The 25,365-nt window shown below is 61.5% G+C and carries 19 protein-coding genes and 1 pseudogene; 1 reads left to right on the top strand and 19 read right to left on the bottom strand.

What is annotated here, in order from left to right; genetic code table 11:
* The 13 genes from scpA to AAEO60_RS03085 all read right to left on the bottom strand — a co-directional run bounded on the left by scpA (position 1) and on the right by AAEO60_RS03085 (position 14,978).
* Entirely contained in the window at positions 1 to 2,247 is a 2,247-nt protein-coding gene (gene scpA, locus AAEO60_RS03145) for a methylmalonyl-CoA mutase (RefSeq protein ID WP_341672190.1), read from the bottom strand.
* The gene (locus tag AAEO60_RS03140; protein WP_341672189.1) at positions 2,244 to 3,776 is read right to left on the bottom strand and encodes an acyl-CoA carboxylase subunit beta; all 1,533 of its coding nucleotides are present in this window, start codon (positions 3,774 to 3,776) and stop codon (positions 2,244 to 2,246) included. Before AAEO60_RS03140 ends, scpA begins: the two co-directional genes overlap by 4 nt.
* Positions 3,777 to 3,940: 164 nt before the next feature.
* Positions 3,941 to 5,098, bottom strand: coding sequence for an efflux RND transporter periplasmic adaptor subunit (locus AAEO60_RS03135; protein WP_341672188.1), 1,158 nt, complete (start codon positions 5,096 to 5,098; stop codon positions 3,941 to 3,943).
* The gene (locus tag AAEO60_RS03130; RefSeq protein ID WP_341672187.1) at positions 5,095 to 7,458 is read right to left on the bottom strand and encodes an ABC transporter permease; all 2,364 of its coding nucleotides are present in this window, start codon (positions 7,456 to 7,458) and stop codon (positions 5,095 to 5,097) included. The genes AAEO60_RS03135 and AAEO60_RS03130 overlap by 4 nt, the downstream gene beginning before the upstream one ends.
* Positions 7,455 to 8,198, bottom strand: a complete 744-nt coding sequence (locus AAEO60_RS03125) for an ABC transporter ATP-binding protein (protein WP_341672186.1) — start codon at positions 8,196 to 8,198, stop codon at positions 7,455 to 7,457. The genes AAEO60_RS03130 and AAEO60_RS03125 overlap by 4 nt, the downstream gene beginning before the upstream one ends.
* Before the next feature lie 253 nt (positions 8,199 to 8,451).
* Positions 8,452 to 8,847: a DUF302 domain-containing protein gene (locus AAEO60_RS03120; RefSeq protein WP_341672185.1), complete on the bottom strand. Its 396-nt coding sequence runs from the start codon at positions 8,845 to 8,847 to the stop codon at positions 8,452 to 8,454.
* 230 nt (positions 8,848 to 9,077) lie between these two features.
* Positions 9,078 to 9,479 (bottom strand): hypothetical protein, encoded by a 402-nt coding sequence (locus tag AAEO60_RS03115; RefSeq protein ID WP_341672184.1) that lies wholly within the window; start codon positions 9,477 to 9,479, stop codon positions 9,078 to 9,080.
* Positions 9,480 to 9,560: 81 nt separating this feature from the next.
* The gene (locus AAEO60_RS03110) at positions 9,561 to 10,820 is read right to left on the bottom strand and encodes an APC family permease (RefSeq protein WP_341673535.1); all 1,260 of its coding nucleotides are present in this window, start codon (positions 10,818 to 10,820) and stop codon (positions 9,561 to 9,563) included.
* 89 nt (positions 10,821 to 10,909) lie between these two features.
* Positions 10,910 to 13,129 (bottom strand): copper-transporting P-type ATPase, encoded by a 2,220-nt coding sequence (locus AAEO60_RS03105; protein WP_423970073.1) that lies wholly within the window; start codon positions 13,127 to 13,129, stop codon positions 10,910 to 10,912.
* Positions 13,130 to 13,158: 29 nt separating this feature from the next.
* On the bottom strand, positions 13,159 to 13,431 hold the full coding sequence (locus tag AAEO60_RS03100) for a DUF5676 family membrane protein (RefSeq protein ID WP_341672183.1): 273 nt from the start codon (positions 13,429 to 13,431) through the stop codon (positions 13,159 to 13,161).
* A gap of 124 nt (positions 13,432 to 13,555) precedes the next feature.
* Positions 13,556 to 13,954 carry a hypothetical protein gene (locus tag AAEO60_RS03095; RefSeq protein WP_341672182.1) on the bottom strand — a complete coding sequence of 133 codons (399 nt, stop codon included), beginning with the start codon at positions 13,952 to 13,954 and terminating at the stop codon, positions 13,556 to 13,558.
* Positions 13,955 to 13,972: 18 nt separating this feature from the next.
* Positions 13,973 to 14,194 (bottom strand): DUF411 domain-containing protein, encoded by a 222-nt coding sequence (locus AAEO60_RS03090; protein ID WP_423970072.1) that lies wholly within the window; start codon positions 14,192 to 14,194, stop codon positions 13,973 to 13,975.
* A 211-nt stretch (positions 14,195 to 14,405) separates the two neighbouring features.
* Positions 14,406 to 14,978, bottom strand: coding sequence for a hypothetical protein (locus tag AAEO60_RS03085; RefSeq protein WP_341672181.1), 573 nt, complete (start codon positions 14,976 to 14,978; stop codon positions 14,406 to 14,408).
* 245 nt (positions 14,979 to 15,223) lie between these two features.
* Between AAEO60_RS03085 and AAEO60_RS03080 the strand changes: the two genes are divergently transcribed.
* Entirely contained in the window at positions 15,224 to 16,264 is a 1,041-nt protein-coding gene (locus AAEO60_RS03080) for a transglutaminase-like cysteine peptidase (RefSeq protein ID WP_341672180.1), read from the top strand.
* Here the strand turns inward: AAEO60_RS03080 and AAEO60_RS03075 are convergent.
* From AAEO60_RS03075 to AAEO60_RS03050, 6 genes and pseudogenes are all read right to left on the bottom strand, one after another.
* Entirely contained in the window at positions 16,210 to 17,475 is a 1,266-nt protein-coding gene (locus tag AAEO60_RS03075) for an HlyD family type I secretion periplasmic adaptor subunit (RefSeq protein WP_341672179.1), read from the bottom strand. The genes AAEO60_RS03080 and AAEO60_RS03075 overlap by 55 nt on opposite strands.
* Positions 17,472 to 18,497 carry a cell wall hydrolase gene (locus AAEO60_RS03070; protein ID WP_341672178.1) on the bottom strand — a complete coding sequence of 342 codons (1,026 nt, stop codon included), beginning with the start codon at positions 18,495 to 18,497 and terminating at the stop codon, positions 17,472 to 17,474. Before AAEO60_RS03070 ends, AAEO60_RS03075 begins: the two co-directional genes overlap by 4 nt.
* A gap of 4 nt (positions 18,498 to 18,501) precedes the next feature.
* Positions 18,502 to 20,637 (bottom strand): type I secretion system permease/ATPase, encoded by a 2,136-nt coding sequence (locus AAEO60_RS03065; protein ID WP_341672177.1) that lies wholly within the window; start codon positions 20,635 to 20,637, stop codon positions 18,502 to 18,504.
* 29 nt (positions 20,638 to 20,666) lie between these two features.
* Positions 20,667 to 22,064, bottom strand: a complete 1,398-nt coding sequence (locus tag AAEO60_RS03060) for a TolC family protein (RefSeq protein WP_341672176.1) — start codon at positions 22,062 to 22,064, stop codon at positions 20,667 to 20,669.
* Positions 22,065 to 22,079: 15 nt separating this feature from the next.
* Positions 22,080 to 22,814, bottom strand: coding sequence for an OmpA family protein (locus AAEO60_RS03055; RefSeq protein ID WP_341672175.1), 735 nt, complete (start codon positions 22,812 to 22,814; stop codon positions 22,080 to 22,082).
* A 15-nt stretch (positions 22,815 to 22,829) separates the two neighbouring features.
* Positions 22,830 to 25,365: pseudogene (locus AAEO60_RS03050) on the bottom strand (hypothetical protein); the annotation flags it as partial.

Genomic DNA, 25,365 nt, shown 5'->3' with positions numbered 1-25,365 from the left:
TTACTCCGCCACATCCAGTTCATCGCCCGCAGGCGGCATGTTGTGGCCCAGCAGGCGCAGCAGGTCTGCCGCCGCTTCGACCACGTTGGTCCCCGGACCGTAGATCCCCTGCACCCCGGCCTTCTTGAGGAAGTCGTAGTCCCGCTGCGGGATCACCCCGCCGGCCACCACCTTGATATCCGCCCGGCCCGCATCGCGCAGGTGGCCGATCAGTTCGGGGATCAGCGTCTTGTGGCCCGCCGCCAGCGAGCTTGCGCCCACGGCATCGACGTCTTTCTCCAGCGCCAGTCGCGCGGTTTCCTCGGGGGTCTGGAACAGTGGGCCGGAAACCACCTCGAAGCCCATGTCGGCAAAGGCGCTGGCGATCACATTGGCGCCGCGATCATGGCCGTCCTGGCCCATCTTGGCGACCAGCAGGCGCGGGGCATGGCCTAGGCGGCGACCCACAGCTTCGACGCCTTCGACAACGGCCCGGTAGCGCGCGTCACCCTCGTAAGCGGCGGAATAGACGCCCTTCACCGGCGTGGGCACGGTGTCGTAGCGCCCGAAGGCCGCTTCCATCGCCGCCGAGATCTCGCCCAGCGTGGCATCTGCCCGCGCGGCCTCGACGGCCAGCGCCAGCAGGTTGGTCTCGCTGTCGGCAGCGAGCTTCTCCAGCTGCGAGGGCGGCAGCGGCACGCCCTTCTCGTCGCGGCCTTCGCGCAGCAGGGCCTCGTTCTCCGAGCGGTCCACCCGGGCGCCGCGCGTCAGGTTGGCGAGCGCCACCTTCACCTGCTCCTCGTCGCGGTTGCGGCGGACCTTCTCGATCCGCGCGATCTGGCTGGCTCGCACCGCGTGGTTGTCGATATCGAGCGTGTCGATCGGGTCCTCATGATCCTTGCGGTACTTGTTGACCCCGACGATCACGGTCTCGCCCTTGTCGATTGTCGCCTGCTTCGCGGCGGCAGCTTCCTCGATGGCAGCCTTGGGCTTGCCGCTGGCGACGTACCTGGTCATCCCGCCAGCCGCGTCGACCTCTGCGAGCAGCGCGCGGGCCCTGTCGGCGATCTCGGCAGTAAGCGCCTCGATGTAATAGCTTCCGCCCAGCGGATCGGCGACGTTGCACACACCGCTTTCCTCCTGGATCACCAGCTGGGTGTTGCGGGCAATGCGGGCGGAGAAGTCGGTCGGCAAGGCAATGGCTTCGTCGAGTGCATTGGTGTGCAGCGACTGGGTGCCGCCGAGCACCGCCGACAAAGCCTCCAGCGTGGTGCGGATGACGTTGTTGTAGGGGTCCTGCTCCTGTAGCGAGACACCGCTCGTCTGGCAGTGTGTGCGCAACATCTTCGACTTGGGGTTCTTGGCCCCCAGCCCTTCCATCACCTCGTGCCACAACGTGCGCGCGGCGCGCATCTTGGCGATTTCCATGAAGAAGTTCATGCCGATGCCCCAGAAGAAGCTGAGGCGCGGCGCGAAGGCGTCGATATCGAGGCCCGTTGCCATCGCCCGCTTCGCATATTCCTTGCCGTCGGCAATCGTGAAGGCGAGCTCCTGCACGGCGGTCGCCCCGGCCTCGTGCATGTGGTAGCCGGATATCGAAATGCTGTTGAATTTCGGCATGTTGGCCGAAGTGTAGGCGATAATGTCCGAAACGATCCGCATGCTCGGTTCGGGCGGATAGATGTAGGTGTTGCGGACCATGAACTCCTTGAGGATGTCGTTCTGGATGGTGCCGCTCAGCTTGTCCGCGCTGACGCCCTGCCGCTCTGCCGCGACGATGTAGAAGGCCATGACCGGGATCACCGCGCCGTTCATGGTCATCGACACGGACATGGTGTCGAGCGGGATCTGGTCGAACAGGATTTCCATGTCGCGCACGGTATCGATGGCGACGCCCGCCTTGCCCACGTCACCGACCACGCGTGGGTGGTCGCTGTCGTAACCGCGGTGGGTAGCAAGGTCGAAGGCGACCGACAGGCCCTTCTGCCCCATGGCCAGGTTGCGGCGGTAGAAAGCGTTGCTCTCCTCTGCCGTCGAGAAGCCCGCATACTGGCGGATCGTCCACGGACGGCCGGTGTACATGGAGGCATAGGGCCCGCGCGTGAACGGCTCGAACCCCGGAAGGCCCGGGTCAAGCCCCTCGGCATCCTCCGCCGTGTAGAGCGGCTGCACGGCAATGCTCTCGGGCGTCTGCCAGGTCAGGTCGCGGTCCTTCACTTCCTTGGCGGCGCGTTCCTGCCAGTCGGTCTTGGTTGGCTTCTCGGTCATAGCGGCAGGTTGTCGTGCTTCTTCCACGGGTTCTCAAGGCTCTTGGTGCGCAGCCTGCGCAGGCCGGAGGCAATGCGGCGGCGGGTCGAGTGCGGATAGATCACTTCGTCGATGTAGCCGCGCTGGGCAGCCACGAAGGGATTGGCGAAGCGGTCTTCGTATTCCTTGGTCTTCTCGGCGATCTTCTCCGGATCGTCGCGATCCTGGCGGAAGATGATCTCCACCGCGCCCTTGGCGCCCATCACCGCGATCTCGGCCGTGGGCCAGGCGTAGTTGAGATCTCCGCGCAGGTGTTTGGACGCCATCACGTCGTAGGCACCGCCATAGGCCTTGCGGGTGATGACGGTGATCTTGGGCACCGTCGCCTCGGCATAGGCGAACAACAGCTTGGCGCCATGCTTTATGATGCCGTTGTGCTCCTGCGCCGTGCCGGGCAGGAAACCGGGCACGTCGACCAGCGTCACGATCGGGATGTTGAAGGCATCGCAGAAGCGAACGAAGCGCGCGGCCTTCTTGCTGGCATTGATGTCGAGCACGCCCGCCAGCACCATCGGCTGGTTGGCGACGAAGCCTACGGGGCGACCTTCGATCCGCCCGAAGCCGGTGATGATATTCGCGCCGAAGGTGGGCTGGATTTCGAAGAAATTGCCGTCGTCCACCACCTTGGTGATGACTTCCCGGATGTCATAGGGCTGGTTGGCGTTGGCCGGGATCAGCATGTCGAGGCTGTCCTCCTGCCGGTCCCACGGATCGTCGGTCGGCAGGACAGGCAGTTCGGCGCGGTTGCTGGCGGGCAGGAAGCCCATCAGTTCGCGCGTGCAAAGCAGCGCCTCGAGGTCGTTCTCCAGCGCGAGGTCCGCGACGGAAGTCTTGGTGGTATGCGTCACCGCCCCGCCCAGCTCTTCCTGCGTCACCACCTCGTTGGTGACGGTCTTCACCACTTCGGGGCCGGTGACGAACATGTAGGAGCTGTCCTTCACCATGAAGATGAAGTCGGTCATGGCCGGCGAATAGACCGCGCCGCCAGCGCAAGGCCCCATGATCAGGCTGATCTGCGGCACCACGCCGCTGGCCAGCACGTTGCGCTGGAACACGTCGGCATAGCCGCCCAGCGAAGCCACGCCTTCCTGGATCCGCGCGCCGCCGGAATCGTTGAGGCCGATCACCGGCGCGCCGACCCTCATCGCGGTCTCCATCACCTTGCAGATCTTCTCCGCATGGCGCTTCGACAGCGAGCCGCCAAAGACGGTGAAGTCCTGGCTGAAGACATAGACCAGCCGCCCGTTGATCGTGCCGCTGCCGGTCACCACGCCGTCACCGGGAATCTTCTGCGCTTCCATGCCGAAGTCGACACAGTCGTGCTCGACGTAGGTATCGACTTCCTCGAAGCTGCCTTCGTCCAGCAGCACTTCCAGCCGTTCGCGCGCGGTCAACTTGCCCTTGGCATGCTGCGCGTCGATCCGCTTCTGCCCGCCGCCCAGCTTGGCGGCTGCACGGCGACGTTCCATTTCGGCGATATTGGCGGACATTGGCACTCCTCTTCGTGCGCCAAGCCGTTGCATGCGAAACGGCTTTGGTCAATCGGAGCGCCCCTAAGTCGAGAACTATTCAAGTGCTGGCGCGGTCCGGGCAAGGCCCCGCCCTAAGCTCACCGCCTCAGCACCCAACTAGGTGCTCTTGCACAGACAGGGCCCTATCGACCGCTGATGCGCGCGCCGTCTTCCAGCGCGTTGCCCGGATTGAGGACGACGATCTCACCTTCGCTCAGGCCGCCGGTCACCTCTGCATACTCGTCGTTGATGTGATCGAGTGTGATCTCGCGCTCCCGCGCCCGGCCACCATCGCTCACAAAGACGTGCCAGGCCCCGTCGCCCCCGCGAAACAGCGCGCCGATCGGTACGCGCAGGGCATCGTCGCTACTCCACAAGACGATCGTCGCATCGATCTGGTAACCATGGCCCAGTCGCGCGGCCTGCGCATGCGCATCGTCGGCAAAGGTGATGATGACATTGACGCGCTGCTCTTCGATTCCGAGCGCGGAGATTTTCAGGCGCCCGAACGGTTCGATGCGGTCGACCACGCCGACCAGGGGATCGGGTCCGCCCCACTGGGTGATTTCCACCCTGTCTCCGGGCGAAACGCGCACCGCCTCGCGCGAAAGCAGGTCCACCACCACTTCAATCTGCGAAGGATCGCCGATGGTCACAAGCGGCGCACCCTCGGCGATCACGCCTTCGCTCTCGGTAATCACCGACATCACCGAACCACCTGTCGGTGCGCGCACCGGCACGGGCGTGGTGCCGGCATTGCCCGCCGGCTGGCTCAGCAGGGCGCGTATCCGCACGATTTCCGCCCGCGTCTGCGCCAGCGCCGCCTCGCCGGTGGCAACGCGCGTCTGCAAGGCCTCCAGCTGTGCGCGGGCGAGAAAGCCGCGTTCGGACAGCTCCTCCGCGCGCGCCAGGTCGCGGCGCGACTGGTCCAGCGTAGAGCGCGCCGCGGCGCTGGCGGCTTCCGCCGCTGCCAGGGCGCCGCGCAATTCCTCCGCGCTGCGGCGATCGAGCGGGGTCGACGGGCGCCCCCGCATCCGGGTGATCAACGCACCGGCCGCGACCATGTCGCCAGCTTCCAGCTCGATCCTGTCGAGATAGCCGGTGACCGGTGCCGAAACGACATAATACTCTTCCGCACGGGTGATCCCGTCGTCGGTAATCCCTACCGCCATCGGCCCGCGATCGACCCGGGCCGTATCGACAAGCGTGGACTCAGGCCAGAAGGCATAGACCATCCCCAGCAGCAGGAAGGCTGCAACGATCAGCGCCCAGCGCCAGCGTTTCAGGAATTCGGTCATCATTCGCGCGCCTTGAGTACCCTTATCATGTCGAGCCGCAAGACCCTGAGCGCGACCAGCGCTGCGGTGGCCAGGGCGGCTACGAGAACGATCAGCGAAGCATAGCCGTATGTCGCACGGCTCGGCGCGAAGGGAAGGCGGAACAGATCGGAGCTGAACATGGCTGTCATCAACTGGGCCATCCAGTAACCGATCACGCAGCCGAGCGGCACGGCGGCGACCACCAGCAGGGCCAGTTCGCCCAGCAACACGATACCGACCTCGGTGCGATGGTAGCCGAGCACCCGCAATGTCGCGAGCTCGTGCGCGCGTTCGGAAAAGAGTATCCGGGCGCTGTTGTAGACAACGCCGATCGCGATGGCGCTGGCAAAGGCAACGTAGAAGAACATCATGGTGAAGAGGTTGTCATCAATCATCTGTTTGAACTTGAGCAGCGCGGCATCGCGTTCTGTTACGCCCAAAACCACGGGCATTTCCTTGAGTTCGGTCAGAATTGCGTCGCGTGCGGCAGGGTCGATCCGCAGCAAGGCGGAGGCGACCGGCGCCCGATCGCGGGCCAGTGCTTCCATGGTCTGCGGCGCGGCATAGGCCCGCGCCCCGATGAACTCGTCTACGATCCCGGCGACGGGGAGCATCCGCTGTGTCCTCCTCCCTCCGAGCATCTCCACATGGACCGCATCGCCCGCTCCCACCTGCAACTGGTCGGCCAGCTGGCGGCTGAGCATCAGGCCCGACACGGGCAGGGGGATTTCCGCGCCGCTGCTGTCGATCCGCGCGGTGAGCATGGAATCGGGCGCCGAGCCCTCGATAGCGGTTCGTTCGATCAGGTTGCCATTGCTCATCTTGACCGCGATCGCGCGGGTCGGTTCCACCCGCAGGACGCCGGGGATCTGCGCCAGCCCGAACAGCACGTCTTCGTTACGCGGCTCGGTGAAGCTCACCGTCAGGTCCTGCCGCTGGGCCCGGAAGAAGAAGGAATCGAGCATTGTCCGGCTCGAATCCATGAACTGCATAGTCGAGAAGAGCAGGCCGAGTGAAAGCGCCACGCCGAGCACAGTGATCGCCGAACGGCCCGGCCAGCGTGCGATATGCCGCACGATCATGTGGCCGATGGCGGAAAGGCCTGCCCTCCTGCCCAGCGCCTCGATCGCGCCGGCGCGATAGACCGGCGGCGGCGGCGGTGACATGGCCACCGCGGGTGCGAGCGTGATCGCGCTGCGCATGCCGCCCAGCGCACCCAGGCCGGCCGAGCCCAGCGACAGGCCGGAAGCCGCGAGGAACACCCCGGGCGAGATATGGTAATAGAGGAAGGGGAAGCGGTAATATTCGGCGTAGAGGCGGGTCATTCCCTGCCCCATCCAGATGCCTGCGAGCGAGCCGAGCAGCGTCGCAACCAGGGCAATCGCCAGTGCGAACTTGGAATAGTGCCAGCCGATCTGGCGGCCCGAATATCCAAACGCCTTGAGCAGCCCGATCTGCGTCCTTTCGGTGCGGATCATCCGGCCCAGCACGATATAGACGAGGAAGGTCGAGACGAACAGGAAGACCGGAGGGATGACGCGGGTCATCGCGTCGAGTTGCATCAACTCGTTGTCGAGGAAGGCATGGCTGATATGGTCCTCGCGGCCATAGGCCCCGGTTCCGCCATAAGGATCGAGGATACGGTCAATCCGTCGGATCACCTCCTCCTGCGAGGCGCCGCGCTCCAGCGTCAGGGCGAGGCTGTTGATCGCCTCGGTGCGGTCGGTCGCCGCCTCGAGCGCGCGGCGGCCCATCCAGAAGATGCCGTATCTCTCATTGTCGGGGATCAGGTCGCCGGGTGCGATCGAATAGATGAATTCGGGCGCAAGTCCCACGCCGACGATGTCGAGCCTTTGCCGGCTGCCGTAGATCAGTGCCTCGAGGCTGTCGCCCGGGCCCAGCCCGTTGGCTTCGGCAAAGGCCTCATCCACCACCACTTCGCCCGCCTCTCCGGGATGCGGCATCCGTCCGGCGCGCAAGGTGACCTGGTTGAGCTGCGTGCGCCCGAATTCGTCCACCGAATTGATCAGCGCGCGCACCGGTACGTTGCGATCGGGAAAGTCGAGCGTGGCGAATTGCTTGATTGAGCCCTCGGCGCGCTGCACGCCCTCGATCTCGCCGACCCGCGCCACGACCGATCGCGGAGCGCGGGTCATGGAGGCGAAGACATCGGCGAAGTGGTTGCGCGCGTAATAGGCGTCGCGCGTTTCGGTGAGCGATCCGTAGACGCCCACCGACAGCACGAAGGTCGCGGTTGCGGCAGCCAGGACCAGCGCGATGGCCAGCACCTGGCCACGCATGCGCCACAGATCGCGCAACAGCTTGCGGTCGAGGGCGTTCACCAGCTTATCTCGCCCGGTTCGATGGTGTTCTCGTTCTCCACCACACGGGCGATCTGCCCATCCAGGAAGTGCAGGACGCGGTCGGCCATCGCCGCGATCCCGGCATTGTGGGTGATTATCAGCACCGTGGTGCCCAGCTCACGATTGGCCCGTTCCAGCGTCTCCAGCACACGGACGCCGGTCGCGGAATCGAGCGCGCCTGTCGGTTCGTCGCAAAGCAGCACGCCAGGTCGCTTGGCGATCGCCCGGGCGACCGCAACGCGCTGCTGCTCGCCGCCCGAAAGCTGCGCCGGATAGTGCTGCGCGCGCTCGCCTAGCCCGACCAGTTCCAGCGCATCCAGTGCATCCATCGGCTCGTCCGCGATGTCGGTCACCAGCCGCACATTCTCTTCAGCCGTCAGGCTGGGAATGAGGTTGTAGAACTGGAAGATGAAGCCAATATTCTCGCGCCGGTAGCGGGTCAGCTCGCTTTCGGGCATGCCGGTGAGCCGGAGGTCGCGGTAGAACAACTCGCCTTCCGTCGGACGGTCGAGCCCGCCGATGATGTTGAGTAGCGTGGACTTGCCGCTGCCCGACGGGCCCAGCAGGACGACGATCTCGCCGGCCTCGATGGCAAGGTCGACGCCGCGCAGGGCATGCACCTCGGTCTCGCCGGTAACGTAGATCTTGCGCAGGCCCTTGCCGCTGAATGCCGCTCCGGTGCCGCCGGTCTTCATCGCTAGCGCACTCCCTTCATGCATGCGCGAACCGGGCCGGCAGGCGATTCACCGCGCAAAACACGATACAGGAGGATCGCCGATAACCCTAGGTGGTGTTGCTGTTCATCGCACTCTCAGGCCGATTTCATCAGTTCTTCGGCATGTGGCGACACATCGCAAGGTCAACGTCGGTGGCGCTGTCACGACGGAGGGCCACAAACGGACCGCCAGCCGAGTTTCCGCTTCCGGAGACCATGCGACAATGGGCGGACATCGCGTCGACGAGCCTATTGTGTCAGCTATCCCGCAATGTATCGATGGCGGTTTGGAGCTTGTCGCGAACGCGCTGCGCTGCCTCTTTCAGCGCGTCATTCTCGATCGCGGCCATCGATGCCACTGGATCGATGGCGGCAACTTCGATGGAGCCTGACGGCAGTTGCTGAACGATGACATTGCAGGGCAACATGGTTCCCACCTTGTCCTCGAGTTGCAGAGCCTCGTAAGCCAATTGCGGATTGCAGGCTCCGAGGATGCGATAGGGCCGAAAGTCGGCTCCGATCTTCTCCTTCAGTGTCTTGGCCATGTCGATCTCGTTGATGATGCCAAAACCCTGATCACCAAGAGCCTTCCGGACCTTTTCCAGTGCCTCGTCAAGAGGCGCATCGATGGTCGTGGAATGGTAGTACGTCATGCATCAGTTCCGATCTTTTTCCCGTCGAAGTTTGTCAGAAGCCCTCGTAGCTATGAAAGCCGAGTACATCCTCGGACTGCTGCTTGATCCAACCGCTGGCGGCAACCCTTCGTTCCACGCAGAGATACGACTTCTCGGAGCATTTCACGCGAACGTCCAAGGGCAAATTGGCAAAAGTCCAGTATGCACGGTTTTCGGCCCGGTCGTTCCAGGAGCGAGGAATTCGGAAGCTAATTCGAGATACGCTTTGTTAGCAAAATGGAGAATAACGGAACACATACCCACATTGCTAATGGCACAAGGCCAATTCCGGCTATTGTGGGCATTGTGTCGGCATATTGCCAGCCCCAGTCGGCTCTCAATGCCAGCCATTCGACAGCCGCAGTCACCATCAGCCCAATTGCAAGAAAGATCGCAACAGGCCCCCAGTCTGACCTCTTCTTCCAGAGACGACCGCCGGTAGTGCGGTTGGCGATCCATGCGGCACCGACCATGATGCCTGCATCGCCGAATGACGCGAGAGCACAGCTCTTGGTTACTGCCCATGCCGTCATGCCATCCATGACGTAGAACGGCATCTGGAGCATTTCCCATAGGAAGGCGACGAGGAAGCCCTGAACGGCCAGCCACACTTCGGGATGGCTTGCACCTATTTGACGGTCTTGTCTGGAACCCGAAATGACTCTCGCCTCCCTGGCTCGACCATTGCGCCGCTAAGCGGGCTGGTCTTCGTTGGCTTCCCTTCGGCTCAGGAAAAGTTGTTCTCCGATGAAAACAACTGCAATTCCCAGTGCGGCATAGACGACGATCATCAGATCGGTCTGCACCTTGGTCCACGTGAAGGCACCCAGAACAACCAGATCAGCTGCCAGTGCTGCCAGCAGGATCTCGGCCCACGCTCCGATCTCCTTGCGCAAGTTGCGCAGGACACCCCAATGCACGAGTATATCCATGACCAGGTAGAAGAACACACCAAGGGCTGCGATGCGGGAGAGGTCGAACAGGACGGCCAGGGCTCCTGCGACCACCACCGTGTAGACCAACAGGTGGCTGCGCAGGCTGCCCTTCATTCCGAAGTGGCTGTGCGGGATCATTTTCATCTCGGTAAGCATGGTGAGCATACGGGATACGGCGAACACGCTCGCCACGACGCCGGAAGCTGTGGCGGTGATAGCAATGACAATCGTGAACCAGAATCCGACGCGGCCAAGTGCGGGCTCGGCAGCTGCCGCCAGCGAGTAATCGCGGGCCGCCACGATTTCGTCGATACCAAGGCTCGCGCCCACTGCAGCTGCAACAAGGAGATAGGTCACGACGCAGATGCCGATGGCAATCATGATCGTGCGCCCGACGTTACGGTGCGGATCAACGATCTCGCCACCGCTATTGGTGATTGTCGTGAAGCCCTTGAAGGCAAGGATTGAAAAGGCGACGGAAGCAACCATCCCTTCCCATCCGAAAGGGCCTGTCGGTTCGGCGAAGGCTCCACCGGAAATTCCGCTCATCCAGAGAGCGGCGACAGCGAAGATTGCGATACCCCCGATCTTGATCGCGGACATGACGATCGAGACCATGCTCACCGAGCGGTTGCCCGAAGCATTTACGAGATAGGCGAACACGATCAGCGCCAGTGCCAATGCCGACTGCAGTAGGCCGTTGTCCTGCATATCGAACGGACGCAGCGCGTAGGTGGCAAAGGTGCGTGCGACGAGGCTTTCATTGATCACCATCGAAAGCGCCATGAGCAGGGAGGCAGCAGCGGCTACGGTGCCGGGGCCGTATGCCTTTTGCAGGATCATCGCGATGCCGCCTGACGAAGGCCATGCGTTGGACATCTTGATATAGCTGTAGGCAGCGAGGGCAGTGACGATGGCACCGGCGATGAATGACAGCGGGAACAATGGTCCGGCGAGTTCGGCGATTTGTCCGGTAAGGGCGAAGATACCCGCGCCGATCATCACCCCGGTGCCCATGGCAACAGCGCCGCCGAGCGTTATGCTTTCCTTCTCTTCCGATCCGCCGTGCGAGTGCTCACCATCGGTGTGATCTTGGTGCCCGTCCGTCACAGTCTGGCCGTACGCAACCGCAGGGAGTTGAGGACCACAGAGATAGAGGATGCACTCATTGCAAAGGCAGCAAACATCGGACTGATAAGCATGCCGACAATCGGATACAGGATGCCCGCGGCAACAGGCACTCCGGCAGCATTGTAAATCAGGGCGAAGAACAGGTTCTGCCGGATGTTACTCATGGTTGCCTGCGCAAGACGCCGCGCACGAACGATCCCGTCGAGATTGCCCTTCACCAGGGTGATGCCCGCGCTTTCGATCGCGACATCCGCGCCGGTGCCCATGGCGATGCCGACATCGGCCTGTGCCAGTGCGGGGGCATCGTTTACGCCGTCGCCTGCCATGGCCACCTTGGCTCCGCCATCCTGCAATTCGCGAATGATGCGGGCCTTGTCTTCGGGGAGGACGTCGGCGCGGATTTCGTCGATGCCGAGCCGTGCGGCAACAGCCCTGGCGGTGCGTTCGTTGTCGCCCGTCGCCATGATGATGCGCAGGCCAAGGGCATGCAGCGCCTTGAGCGCGTCAGGCGTGGTTTCCTTGACCGGGTCAGCCACGCTTACGAGTCCGGCAATCGCCCCATCGATAGCGACGAACATCACGGTTTCGCCTTCGTCGCGGCGCTGGTTGGCCTTTTCGACCAGATCACCGGCGGCAAGGCCGAGGTCCTCGATCATCGCCTTGTTGCCGAGCACGACCGTGTGCCCATCGACCTTGCCCTTCACACCCTTGCCGGTGACCGCCTCGAACTCCTTGGCCTCAGTCAGGACGATGCCTCGCTCCTCGGCACCATTTACGATGGCCTCGGCCAGAGGATGTTCGGAGCCGCGTTCGAGCGATGCGGCTACTCGCAAGACTTCGTCTTCTTCCTTCCCCGGCTGCGGCAGAACGGCGACAAGCCTTGGCTTGCCCTCGGTGAGCGTGCCGGTCTTGTCCACGATCAGAGTGTCGATCTTCTCGAAGCGTTCAAGCGCTTCGGCGTTCTTGATCAGCACGCCAGCCTGCGCGCCCCTGCCGGTGGCGGTCATGATCGACATGGGAGTGGCCAGACCAAGCGCACAGGGGCAGGCAATGATGAGAACGGCTACGGCGGCGACCAGGGCGTAAGCGAGGGTGGGTTCAGGTCCCCAGATGGCCCACGCGATGAATGCGAGCACGGCAATACCGATTACCGCCGGGACGAACCAGCCTGCGACCTCGTCTGCATATTTCTGGATCGGCGCCCGCGAACGCTGCGCAGCAGCCACCATCTCGACGATCTGCGAGAGCATGGTGTCCGATCCAACCCGCTTGGCTTCGATCACGAGGCTGCCTGTGCCGTTGATCGTGGCCCCGGTGACGGGATCGCCTGCGACCTTCTCGACCGGAACTGGCTCGCCCGAAATCATGCTCTCATCGACAGACGACCTGCCATCGACGACTTCGCCATCGACCGGCACCTTGTCGCCCGGCCTCACGCGCAGGCGATCGCCTACGTGCACATGTTCGAGAGGTATTTCCTCCTCGCTGCCATCTTCACGGATGACGCGCGCGGTCTTCGCTGCAAGGTCGAGCAGGGCGCGGATTGCCTTGCCTGTCCCTTCACGGGCACGCAGTTCCATGACCTGCCCCAACAGGACCAGCGTCACGATAACCGCCGCGGCTTCAAAATAGACCCCGACATGGCCTTCGGCATCGCGGAAGCCCTCAGGGAAAATTCCCGGTGCGATTACGGCCACCACGCTGAACGCATAGGCCGCGATCACACCCATTCCGATGAGCGAGAACATATTGAGGTTGAGCGTGCGGAACGAATTCCAGCCGCGCACCAGGAATGGCCATCCGCACCACAGCACCACTGGCGTGCCAAGGACAAACTCGATCCAAAGCGTGGCGCGTTCGCCGAACAACTCTCGGATGCCGGAGAGGCCGACCAGCGGCCCCATGGTCAGGACCAGCAAGGGGACGGTCAGAATCGCGCCAACCCAGAAGCGGCGCGTGAAATCGACGAGTTCGGGATTGGGACCTTCCTCGACCATTGTGGCCGACTCCAGTTCCAACCCCATGCCACATATCGGACAGGACCCCTGGTGCGTCTGCCGGACCTGCGGGTGCATCGGGCAGGTGTATACCGCTCCCTCGTAGCCTTCGGGGACGGTGTCGTAACGCCCGTCGCTTGGAGCATCTTTGTCAGTGTGATGACTGCAATGCCCGGCGTGTTCGTGGTCGTGAGCCATATCGGGAAGCTCCTCGATTATGCGCGGTCTTAACCGGCGCGACGACTGAAATGGTTATACAGCGGAACCAGCAGGATCGCAGCATACCAGCCATAAAGGAAGCTTCCCACGGCACCGGCGATGAACCCGGAAACGGTCAGCCACTCGAAGCCAGGCAAGAGTGGTGCCCAGGCGCGGTGCATGTGCATCTGTTCAGGAGCAACCAACCCGAAGGCGATGCAGACGAGATAGGTGATCAGGAGGAACAAACTGAGTGTCCATCCCCAGATCCTGATGCTCTGGCCGATTGCGGATTTCGCCATTGTTCTTCTCCTCCTCGAGTTCCCCTGGCGGCGTGAGTGGCTCTCCGGAACAACCGAACTAAGGGGAAAGCGAGCGCCGCGATCTCTTCTTCAGGCGCTCGCTCCATAACCGTCCTCAGGGGACTCAGCCGGGGGTGTGGCCTTCGTGGGCCGAATGATCCTGCGGGGCGGGATCGCTCTGGGGAGTTTCGGTCTGACTTTCGGCCGCGCTGGGTTCGGCGGCCTGTCCGTGCCCCATATGGCCATGGTCCATCGAGCCATGCTGCATCTGGCCATGGTCCATCGAGCCGTGCTGCATGTGCCCGTGATCCATGTTTGCAAGGTCCATCTGGCCGTGCTCCATCATCTGGCAGGTCATCGTGCCGTCGTCGCCGCGCATCATCATGCCCTGCATCCGCTCACCGTTGTGCATCATTTCGCACATCTGCGGCTGTTCGGCTTCGGCAGTGGTATCTTGGTCTTGCGCTGCGAGCGGTCCGGCAAGCATGCCTCCTGCTGCCAATGCTACAATCAATCGCTTCATGGTCCTTCTCCTTCGGTTCTACTCGTAACTCGCAAACACGCTGCTACCGGCGCTGCCGAAAGCAAACACTTGGTAGGATTGTGTGCGATCACCCATTTCCATCCCCGGCGAGCCGATCGGCATGCCGGGAAGAGCGAGTCCTTCAACGCCCTCCGGTCGCTCGTGCAGTAGGCGGGTTATATCCTCCGGCAGAAACGGGTGCTGAACAAGTCCCCTGATATCGCCGGAGAGACACGCCAAAGGATGCGCCCGTTAAGGAAATGACCTCGCAAACCCTCCTGTTCCGCGAACTTGGGCTAGGTTCCTGCAAACAGAGACAAGTGTTTGAGATGGGTGGTGGAGCAAGCTGGCCAGAGGCAACGAGTCTCGGACCGAAGGCCTCGTCCTTCGCCGCACTTCGCCGGAAGTCAGCCTGTGCATCTCCAAGAATAGAGCAACACCGCTACTCTTGTCAGGAAACGATCTCGACTACATCAGCAAGCGGATCATAGCTGACAACAAGCCCGCGAGCCCGCAGGTCATCAAACCCAATATAGGTCGCTCCTGTATCGATCCGGGCGAACAGTTCCTCGGGCAAAAAGTTGCTCAAATCTTCGGAAGAAACAAGCAGTTGCGAACGCTGGTCGATGGCAAGGTTTGCAATCCCCACTTCCTGCCCGTTGAAACGGATTGGCTTGCTAATCTCCACGTCATTCGAGTTGTCATCAACCGAACCCAGGTCGAAGTTGATGCGCAGCATCTGTTGGCCGTCAGGCAGCGTCTGGACCTGCCCTCGATCCTGCAAGGTGCCTCCAAGCTGAAGATCTGTACCAGCGACCGTAGTGCTATCGGAAGGCTCCAACGTCGGCGTGCCGTCCAGGCCTTCGGCCTCCGCTCCAGCAGGAATGGGGCCGGCATGCAGAATCCGGGGCATCGTTAGACCACTTTCGGGGAGCGCCGACCTCTGGACATAAGCCTGGGTATCAAGCTTCACCGAACTGGGGAAAAGAACGGAAAGCACCAAACCAAAGGCAATGCCCGACAAGGCAGAGCCAATGCAGGTCCAGCCTATCAAGTTCCCTGTGAACCGGCCTCTGGCACTTGAAATTTCCAAGTTCAGAATTCCCCCCAATCGCAGGGAATAATTAAGCACGCCATTCGAGCTTTTACAAGTTTCGCGCTATTCAGGCCATAATACCCAATTGAAATATGGCGCTTTAATATCGGTTACCACGTCAGTAACCACATGCTCCCACCCGGCCTTAGGGAAATGCCAGCCATCAGGCTTGCATGACTCTCGATCGGGCAAACCATCGCAACAAAGCATCACGGCTAGTCAAGCTGGTGATCGGAGCATGCGTGACCTCATGCATGATGCCGGCAACGGCACAGGCGTTCGTGATGCCCGATCAGCCTGCCTCGCCCTATTCGACGGCCAACAATTGCACGCCCCACCGCTTCGAGCCTGCCGCAGCCGCCCGACCGGCAGCGCAAGTCACGAAGTCGTCGGACATCCTTGGTGGAACACCCAGCGCGTTGGACATGATCCGACAGCAGCAAGGGCAGCTCCATCCGGAGGCAGCGTCCACCGCATCTTTCACAAACGGATCGGATGTTCCGGCTTTCGCCTCGACGTCCTGCCTTGCCGCGATTTCGCTGGACATTCACCTTCCCGCCCCAGTTCCAGCCGTCACGATTGTCGCTCCAAGGTCGGCCGAGGATTTTCTCGGCAGTTCACGTGTCGGCATCCACAACACACCTTTCAACGATGACTGGCAGCGCGTTTCCTCTACAAGCCTGGCATCCCGGAATGTGGAAACACTCCTCGGTGGCAACGCACAAGTCGATCTGGACACGCTGTCGCAAGTGAATCGCTGGGCTAACCACCGCATCCAATACACCGAGGATCTCGCGAACTACGGCGTCCGCGACTATTGGGCTACCGCGAACGAGACACTGCAATCCGGGCGCGGTGACTGCGAGGATTTCGCAATCCTGAAATACCAGATGCTGGCCGCACTTGGCTTCGACCGCAGCCAGATGTTCCTTACGCTTGCCCGGGATCTGGTGCGCAATTCCGATCACGCCGTTCTGATCGTTCGTGTCGCTGGAAGGCCTTACATGCTCGACAATGCTACGGACGTGCTGCTTCCGGCCAGCGTCTCGTTCGACTACCGGCCAACATTGAGCTTCAACACAGAGTCTGCCTGGCTGCACGGCAGGACCGCTCCTGCCGCGCTTACATACTCGCAGCGACCGGACGAAGTGCGGCTCTCCTATCTCTCGGACAGGGCGCTATCCAGCGCACGGGTAACCGGCTTCAGCAGGTAGGCCAAAATGCTCTTGGCTCCGGTGATAATTTCGACTTCAGTGATCATGCCGGGGACGATGGGAAACTGCTGGCCGTCCCTTTCGACATAGCTGCGCTCGGTCTCGATCAGCACGCGGTAATAGGCTTCCCGCTCCACCTCGTCGTAGATGCTGTCGGCAGAGACTTCGACCACATTTCCTGACAAACCGCCGTAAGTGGCAAAGTCGTAAGCGGTCACCTTGACGTTTGCGGGATCGCCGACGGCCACAAACCCGATATCGCGGGGGCTCACTCGGGCTTCCACCAGCAGGCGATCACCCACCGGCACCACCTGCATGATCGTTTCGCCCGCACCAACAAATCCGCCTTCGGTCGTGATCTGGAGGTTGTTCACAATGCCTGTCGTCGGGGACCGCAATTCATTCCGATCTCGCCGAGCCGTTGCGCCACGGATGCTTTCTTCATTCACGGCAATCCGCGTTTCAACTTCGCTACGCTCGCCCAGCGCCTGTTGCCGGAAATCGAGCCGCGCAGACTGCAAGTCCGCCTGGGCTTCCCTGATTGACGCAGATGCGCGTGCTGTTGCCTGGCGTGCTGCGGATAGTCTTCCGCGCACGTCGACCAATTCACGCCGCGCGGTGAGCAGTTCCGTTTGCGGGACGATACCTTGCTGCGCCAGCGGCTCGAGCATCGTGACCTGCTCCTGCGCCAGCGTGACACTTTCCTGGAGTGATGCCACAGTTGCTTCCGCCTCCTGCAAATCGCGACGACGCTGCTCGACAGCAGCTGCAAGGGCGGCTTCGCGGCTGCGTGCCGTTGCTAGTCGCACACGCTGGAGTTGCGCCTCTTCGGCACAGACCGATCCGGGCTCGCAACCCATTTGAGAGCCGGCCGCCTCCCCTTCCAGTCGTTCAGCCCGCACAGCCAGTCGGGCATTCTCCGCTTCGAGTTGACCCAACTCGGAAGCCGCAAGGCTATCGTCCAGGCGCACAAGCACCTGTCCCTGGACCACGCTCTCCCCGCTGCGCACCAGGATCTCAGCGATGACCGCGGACTCGGCGGGTTGCACAAGTTGGGCCTGGCTTGACGGAATTACCCTGCCCTGCCCCCGCGTGATCTCATCGACCTGCGCGATGCTTGCCCAGACGAGCAGCAGCAGGATTGCCACGGAGGAAATCGCAATGAGCCGGCGATTGGCATCCCAGCCTGCGAACCTTTCAGTGATGCTCATGGCTGGATAGCCCCTGCCACTTGCGGAGACGCCGTCTCAACCTGTTGATCCTCCAAGGCGGCACGGTAACTGGTGCTGGCAGTCGTCGGATCGGGAATGGACAGCCTCCACCCGGTCGAAGTGTCGAGCCGACCACCTACATCATATTCTGCTCGCCGATCAGTTATGTCACGCGGCAGTCCTGCGGCAATATTATCGTCGGCCTCCCCATCGATGATATCCGCATCAACCTGCGCGAACCGTTCGGGATTGAACGCAGGCTTGTACTCCCGCCCGTTCCAGCGTTCCATGAAATTGGCCGAACGCCCGGCGGTACCGGGCAAGCGGTAAAAGATGTGGCGTCCTTCGACATGGACCTTCTCCAGTCGATAGGCCCAGTACGGCAGTACATAGTCCGCATGGTAGTGCGTGGACGTTCCCACGCTCTCTTCCACGTAGCCGTTGAGGGCAGCCCGCGCGACTTCGCGCGATTGTTGCCAAAGATTGGCCAACGGCCGTCGCGCCAAGGCCCCGTCACAAGTGTAGCTGAACTGGCAGACCGGATCAGACGAGCCCTGGTAGATCACGCCGCAAACCGAAGACGGATAGGCCGGATGAGCCACGCGATTGAGGATGACCTGCGCCACGCCGCGCTTGCCCAATGTGCTCTCGTTCGCTGCTTCGTAATAAACCGCCTCGGTCAGGCAATCGAGCGCGGTCGAATAGCTGGCCGACTGAGTGGAGATACTGCGAAAGGGAGCCATGTGATCGCTCAACCTGGCAGCGAGCGGAATGTCGGCATTGCGTTCCTGTGCAGACAGCGCATCTTGATCGATCAAGGCTTCGCCCTGGACCGTGAACGCCGACAATTCGTTTGCCAGCGCCGTCGCTTCTTCCTGCGGGACGACCCGACCTGCGAAATAGATGTCCAGCGAGACTGGAACGCTGGGGGCCGACAGGAAGGCCAGCGCCACGCCGCCAATCAGCAATCGCCACAAGCCCGAATGCGAACCGTATAAGCGGGACAAGACCGTTCTCAGCATGGCGCTATCCTGCCTTTCCGGCGAGGTTTTGCAGGATCTCGGCCTTGGGGCCATCAGCCACGACACGGCCATTGTTCAGTACGATGATGCGATCACAGACATCGAAGAGCGCCGGGCGGTGTGTGGCAACAACAAGTGTCTGCCGTTCGCCGATGACATCGCGCAGGCGGGTCACCAGCTGGCTCTCCGTGTTGGCATCCATCGCCCCTGTGGGCTCATCGAGGAAAAGCAATTCGAACGGTGAAACGAATGCGCGCGAAAGGGCAAGGAATGCACGTTGGCCACCGGAAAGGCGACGCCCCTGTTCGCCCACTTCGCGGTCGAACCCCGCTGCATCGCGTGCCAGGAATGCATCGGCACCACTCATATTGAGCGCTGCCAGCACTTCTTCATCGGTTGCCCCTGGTGCGCCAAGCGCGATGTTCTCGCGCACGCTACCCGTGAACAGGTTGGCATCCTGACCGACGAAGCGAAAGGCCCGGCGCATTTCCGACGGACGGAACTGCCGGCTGTCGATGCCTTCTACGGTCAGGGCTCCGTCGCTCGGCGGATATAGTCCGCACAGCACGCGCCCGAGCGTCGACTTGCCCGACGCCACCCGGCCGACAACCGCGATGCGTTCACCCGGTTCGATCTTCAGGCTAAGGCCATCGAGCGAATTTACGGGACTGTCGGGATAGGCAAACGACAGGTTCTCGAGTTCAACCCGGTAGCCTCCCGACCGTGCTACAGGCAGTGACATGCTACCTGCCTGCCGCTCATCCTCGCCCTTGAACATATCCTCGATCGAATCGAGCGCTTCGCGCGCTTGCCGCCCGCGGGTGAGCAGTACGGCGATCTGCCCGGCAGGGGAAAGCGACCGCGATGCCAGCATGACAATTGCGATGATCGCACCCATGCTGATTTCGCCAGCGGCAAAGAGATAATAACCACCAACAACCAGCGCGACGCTGGAAACCTGCTGGAACGAAGATGCCAATGCGACGGCCGTCGAAGAGATATGGCGCAGGCGCAATTGCGAATGGCTGCTCACCTGGGCCAGCGAATGCCACTTGCCCAGCAACCGTCGCTCGCCAGAAACGCTCTTGAGTGTTTCCATGCCGGCAATCGATTCCACCAGCACAGTCTGTTGCAGGCCCAGGTCGGCCTGCGCATCGCGGGCGGCATCGGTAACCTTGCGCTGCAAGACGAAGCCCGCGATTGCCATCAGTACCATCGCAATGACCGGCACAATTGCCAGCCACTTTGCGATGTAAGCAATGACAGCGATGAACAGGACGAGGAAGAGAATATCGACCATGAGGACGATGGTCGTGGAAGCAAAGAAATCCCGAACAAGCGTGTATTCGTTTACCCTCGCTGCCAGGGCACCTGTACTGCCCCGCCGCCCGTTCATCGGTGTCGAGAGCACACGCGAAAACAGTTTCTGCGACAGCCGCAGGTCAAGCTTCCTGCCAATCTGGTCGACGACATTGGTACGTGCCGTGCGCAGGAAGAACTCGAGTGTAAATGCCAACAGGACGCCGGTGGCTAGTACCCACAACGAGGATTCCGCACGATTGGGGATCACGCGGTCATAAACGTTCATCGAGAACAGCGGCAGAGACAGCGCCAGCGAATTGATGATCAGCGAGGCCAAGAGGACAGGGCGAAATGCCTTTCGCTCCTTGCGCAGTTCCGACCAGAACCAGTGATATCGACCTTTCGCATGCCAGGGAGCATCCTGTTCACGCAGGCGATCCGGATTGGCTACAACGCTAATGAACTCGCCGGAAAACTCGCTTTCGACCTCGCTCAGAGAACTCCAGACGGGCCCGTCCGCATCAACTGGATAGACCAGCACGTCCGAGCCCGAAAGCTCGAGGACAGGCAGCGCCACCCCCGCTTCCATGCGAGCGATCGCCGGATATGCCTCCGGTCTGCGCGGGAGCCTCCTGCCGGTCGTGGCTTCGTGGTTCATGCCCGCAAGGTCCAGGGCCGCGGACGCCTGGTGGAAAGGCAGCATGCCCGCTTCATCGCGGGGCAGCGTATCGAACAGTGCTTTCGGGTCGGACAGACCGAAATGTGCCGCAAGCCGCGTCAAGGCCAGGACCAGAGAATCCTTTTCAGCTGCTCCGGAGAAATCTCCTGCCTGGTACACGTTGCATGCTCCTTGTTCGTCGCAACCCGCTATCGCGGATAGCGACGCTCATGCAATTCGGCTGGCACAGATGGCCCATAATCGAACCGTTCGCGTTCCATCATGCCAGCGCCCGCGCCTGGCGAGAGCTCGAGTGCATTGAGGAACTGGTTGGTTGCCGCCAGGATCTGGTAGCGGGCAAAAATCTCGGAAAAGCGCGAAGTCTCGCGACGCACCTGCGTGTTGAACCGTGTATTCTGCGCATCGAGGACGTCAAGCAAAGAACGTCGCCCGATGTTGAACTGGCTGCGGTAGGACAGCAGCAGATCGTCGCTCACCTGCGACTGGCGCTCGAGCGCCGAACCGATCGTCTGCTGTGTCGTCATCGCGGTCCAGGCATTGGTGACATCCTCTTCGGCTTCTCGCACCCGATCATGCAGGCGGTAGCGCGCCTCGCTCGATCGCCGGACCATTTCCTGCACCTGGGCCGAACGCCGCCCGCCATCGAACAACTGCCAGCGAACATAGACACGCCCCTGGACATCGTTGGTTTCGCCTTGGAAGCCGTCAATATCCTCGCCAATCCGCCCGGTAAGATCGATGCCGATTTCCGGCGCAAGCTCGCCTCGTGCCGAAGTAACCATGGCATTTGCCGCATCGACATCTGCCTGCGCCTCGCGAACAAGCGGGTTGTCGGTGCGGGCCATCCCAATTGCGGCCTCTTTGCTAGCCGGCAACATTGCCACCATTGTCTCAGGCAAGGCGACACGCGCAATATCGAGCCCCGTCAGGCGGCGAAGCGAAGTGCGCGCGTTCTGCAGGTCCTCTTCAGCCTCGGCATGAAGGACCGTTGCCGCCTGCAGACGCTCTTCCGCCTGCTGCAAATCAGCCACGCTGATGGATCCTTGCTGCACGCCGTCCGACAGGCTGCCCACCATCTGCTGGTGGAAGACCACGTTGTCGGTTGCCGCCGCAACGATACGTTCCTGCAGCAGGATGTTGAGATATTGCCGTGCTACCTGCAAGGCAATGAATTCAGAGCGTTCGACCACACGCAGCGATGCCCCATCGACACGTGCGGCTTGGCGCAGAAGTTCGCCCCGACGGCGTCCAAAATCGACAATCGTCCAGTCGACCCTTGCCCTTGCTTCAAGCGGGTTCAACCAGTCATCTGAAATATTCAACGTGCGCCGGGTGTTGTTCTCCAGCCTCCGCAGTCCGGCAGATGCCTCCACGTCAATCGTGGGAAAATAGAGCGATTGCGCCTGCTCACGCTCAAACTGGATCGCCTCCGTGTTCATCTGCGCCTGTATCACCTCGGGATTCGAGGAAATTGCGGTTTCGATAACTTCGCGCATCGAGAGCACACCACCATCACTCTGCGCCAGAGCTGCCGGCGAGCAGGTTGTCATGGCGACGGCGATTGCGATTTTGCAAAAAGCATTCATCTTATCATCCCCCAACTAGTCAGCCGAAATCTCGACGCGGCGATTCTGCGGGCTTCGCGTTCCATCGGCCAATGGGACCCGAGGTTCGCTTTCCCCCCTTGCAGCCACTTCAATTCGAACACCGCCGATGCTTCTGCTGCGCAAGGCTGCTGCCACGGCATTGGCGCGTTCCTGCGACAGGCCGATGTTGTAGGCATCTGTGCCAGCCTGGTCGGTGTGACCGACCACACTCAGTGCGCTCCAACCGCAAACCGAAATGTTATCCGCCACGGAATTAAGCGCTGCAGTCGAGTCTGGGCGCAACTCTGCGGAATCGAAATCGAAAAACACCATTCCGACAATCGCGTCATCGCAAGAGGCGGGGCGTTGCTGTGGAGGTTGTGGGGGTGGGATGACTGTCACGGCAGGCGGCGCCGGCACTTCGGTCATCCGATTGGACGCCTCGACACAATTGGCGATGCTGGTCGCATCGCGGGTGGACGATTCCATGAAACCCAGCGCAATGGCGCATTGGGTCTTGGTTTCGAGCGCCCACAGGTAGCGTGGGTCATCCGCGGCGATAAGGGCGTTGTCGAGTGAAGCAGCCAGACCGGCCTGATAGCGCCTGTCCAGTTCGTCCACCAAGGCAGAATCACCAAGAGCCATCAGCTCCGAATAATCTTCCGACTGCGCCAGTGCCGCCGATGCAGTCAGCGCTACACCAACTACACCACAAGCAGACCATGCGGTTAACGAACGAATTCCAAGCATCAGATTCCCCCCAATTTAACCATGCAATAATACATGGTCCGCACCATCGTCCACCGAAACGTCATTTACTCCGAATGTCATCAGACCTGCCGTTCCCGTTACATCGAACCCGAGGAATGCTGACATTTGCTCCACAACCGCTTCAGCTGCATCGGCATGGCCGGCAGCCGAATGGTCAGCGAATTGCTCGACAAGTGCATCAACCATGCGTTCTGCCAGCACGTCTGCCATCACTTCTTCGGCGGCGAGTAGGTCCATCGCATCGGACTGCCTCGTCGGACCGTCGGCCCCTCCCATGATCAAAAGGGCTTCCATCAAGCTTGATCCCACCATGTCCTGGCCATCGAAGGATATGGCTGCGGCCTCTATTGCGGGCTCGGCGGCTGCCAGTTCGCTGGCAGAGATCGAAGACTCGCCATTTGAGTGGCTGAGGGGATTGGATAGTCCCTGCTCGATCGCCGACCGGAAGTTTGTCGTGTGGGCGTCGCCCGAAGCCCATGCCGAAAGCGAGCTCACCCCCAACAGATTGCCATCACCGGCGACCATGCCGTAGCTCTCGATCAGCGCAGGCATATCGACGCCTGCGAGCGAAGGCGGAGTGAACGACGACATCGAACTGATGAACTGGGTAGAACTGGCAGCCGCCACACCCTGTACTGGCATGCCAGCCATGAAGCCTGCCATCGCAGCAGACACAATGAAGCTATCCGACAGGCGGCTTTCCAGGATTGACACAGGCCGGCCGTCGAACTGTCCCGTACCGTGGGAGAGCATGGCCATGACGGCATCTTCGTCATTCGCAGGATTGTCATTCGACGCCTGATTGACCGGATCGACCTGAGCGTTGACGACATCAAAAGAGCCGGCTGCGAGCGTGCCGGATCCGTCAGTCACGAACTCGGCCGAACCGTGTACAACGACTTCTCCATTGGCGTCGGCAAAGCGAACGCTGTCGTCCACGATGGAGATCGAGGTAATGCCAAGATCTGCCATGGTGAAGAACTCGCCAGCGTCGAAGACCCCGTCGCTGTCGGCATCCTGCCACACGCCCAATTGGAGCCAGATGGCGTCTGCCGGATCAAGCGCATTGGCATCCCCGCTCGCAGCCAGCGCCGCCAGGAACTCGAACGCATTGTTGGAGCCATTGTCGAAGACGATCTCGCTCGCTGAATCCACCGCGCCGTTAGAGTTGGCGTCGATCACCAGGAAGCCGTCGTCCGGGCCGACCCAGGCCACGTTTTCGACAACCGCATCACCGTTCAGGTCGTACATGATACCTGCATCGGTCCCCAGGAACTCGACACCATCACCATCCAGATCAAGCGCAACAACAGGCTCGATCGGATTTAGCGTGATTGCCAGATTGCCAGAGGAAACCCTGTCACCATCACCATCGACAACATAGATCGGCACGTCGAAGCTGATCGGATCATCGGTGACGACCGAAGCGCCAAAATCGCCGATCTTGAATGTGTTGCCACCACCATGGCCCCATTCGACGCTATTGTAGCCGTCCACAGTATAGGCAGCGATCCGCGTGTCCGAGGGAACACCCGCCACGTTGACAGTCCCATCGCCGTTGAAGGTCACCGTGAAGTTGTTGCCACCGACATTGTATGTGCCGTCCGCGACGATCTGAGCGCTGGTCACGCTATTGAAAGAAATTGCAATTGCAGTGATGGCGTCAGGCGCGCCGTCACCGACGTCCTTCACAGTCCCACTGTCGTCATCGTCGAACGCAGCGATTGTCACCGTTGTGGAACTGGTGATCTGGGTGAAGTAGGCCGAGCCGCCGTTGATGGTGTAGTGACCATCGAAGTTCTGGGTGTCGTCTCCTCCATAGAAATCACCGCCGGATACGGGAGTACCGACTAGGTCGATGACATAATCAACCCGCATGGCTTCGCCGCTTCCGACGTTGTTGTTGTCAACGCCGCCTTCATTGGCATTCGTATTCACGGAACCGCCGTTTACCGGCGATAGCAGGAGGTCCTGGCTGTCATTGTCGCCCGGGACAGTGAAACCCGCCCACGAAGTGTTGCCACCTACGAAGTTGTATCCGCCATCGTTGAAGTCGACATCAGTCGTCGCATCCACCTTTTGGCTGACCGTTACGACATACTGGTCTTCATTGCCCGTCGGCTCGAGTTCGATCCGGAAGACTTCCGAGTTATCGGTCGACTTCGTGGCAATGAGCAAGGTCCCGCCATTCTGGATGTCATATTCAAGCGGCGCCAGGCCCGAAGTGAGGTTCTGCGCTTCGAGGATATCGATCGTGTCGTCCGTCAGCGTCCCGTCACTGTAGAAGATCACCCCTCCGCGACCATCGGCACCAAGATTGTCGTCGACATTATCATCGACATCGAGATCGAACGTGCCAATCGCACCTAGCACGTTGGCAAGACTGGCCGAATCCGCGACCACAGGCACCGGGATGTCGTCCACGATCGAGATCACGATCTGGCCCGGCGTCGCATCGCTGTCCGCCGTATCGTCGGTGATCGCCATCGTGATCGTGTCAGACAGCGGGTTCACCTCGCCCTGACCCGTA

It is taken from the genome of Aurantiacibacter gilvus (assembly GCF_038289935.1).
In the GTDB taxonomy this organism is placed as follows: Bacteria; Pseudomonadota; Alphaproteobacteria; order Sphingomonadales; family Sphingomonadaceae; genus Alteraurantiacibacter; species Alteraurantiacibacter gilvus.
This window is presented reverse-complemented; position numbering and strand designations above follow the sequence as displayed.

Bases quoted from the DNA above. Each gene is read 5' to 3' on its own strand.
- scpA (WP_341672190.1), bottom strand. From the start codon at position 2,247: ATGACCGAGAAGCCAACCAAGACCGACTGGCAGGAACGCGCCGCCAAG.
- AAEO60_RS03140 (WP_341672189.1), bottom strand. From the start codon at position 3,776: ATGTCCGCCAATATCGCCGAAATGGAACGTCGCCGTGCAGCCGCCAAG.
- AAEO60_RS03135 (WP_341672188.1), bottom strand. From the start codon at position 5,098: ATGATGACCGAATTCCTGAAACGCTGGCGCTGGGCGCTGATCGTTGCA.
- AAEO60_RS03125 (WP_341672186.1), bottom strand. From the start codon at position 8,198: ATGCATGAAGGGAGTGCGCTAGCGATGAAGACCGGCGGCACCGGAGCG.
- AAEO60_RS03120 (WP_341672185.1), bottom strand. From the start codon at position 8,847: ATGACGTACTACCATTCCACGACCATCGATGCGCCTCTTGACGAGGCA.
- AAEO60_RS03110 (WP_341673535.1), bottom strand. From the start codon at position 10,820: ATGGGCACCGGGGTGATGATCGGCGCGGGTATCTTCGCCCTTACCGGA.
- AAEO60_RS03105 (WP_423970073.1), bottom strand. From the start codon at position 13,129: ATGGCTCACGACCACGAACACGCCGGGCATTGCAGTCATCACACTGAC.
- AAEO60_RS03100 (WP_341672183.1), bottom strand. From the start codon at position 13,431: ATGGCGAAATCCGCAATCGGCCAGAGCATCAGGATCTGGGGATGGACA.
- AAEO60_RS03095 (WP_341672182.1), bottom strand. From the start codon at position 13,954: ATGAAGCGATTGATTGTAGCATTGGCAGCAGGAGGCATGCTTGCCGGA.
- AAEO60_RS03080 (WP_341672180.1), top strand. From the start codon at position 15,224: ATGACTCTCGATCGGGCAAACCATCGCAACAAAGCATCACGGCTAGTC.
- AAEO60_RS03075 (WP_341672179.1), bottom strand. From the start codon at position 17,475: ATGAGCATCACTGAAAGGTTCGCAGGCTGGGATGCCAATCGCCGGCTC.
- AAEO60_RS03070 (WP_341672178.1), bottom strand. From the start codon at position 18,497: ATGCTGAGAACGGTCTTGTCCCGCTTATACGGTTCGCATTCGGGCTTG.
- AAEO60_RS03060 (WP_341672176.1), bottom strand. From the start codon at position 22,064: ATGAATGCTTTTTGCAAAATCGCAATCGCCGTCGCCATGACAACCTGC.
- AAEO60_RS03055 (WP_341672175.1), bottom strand. From the start codon at position 22,814: ATGCTTGGAATTCGTTCGTTAACCGCATGGTCTGCTTGTGGTGTAGTT.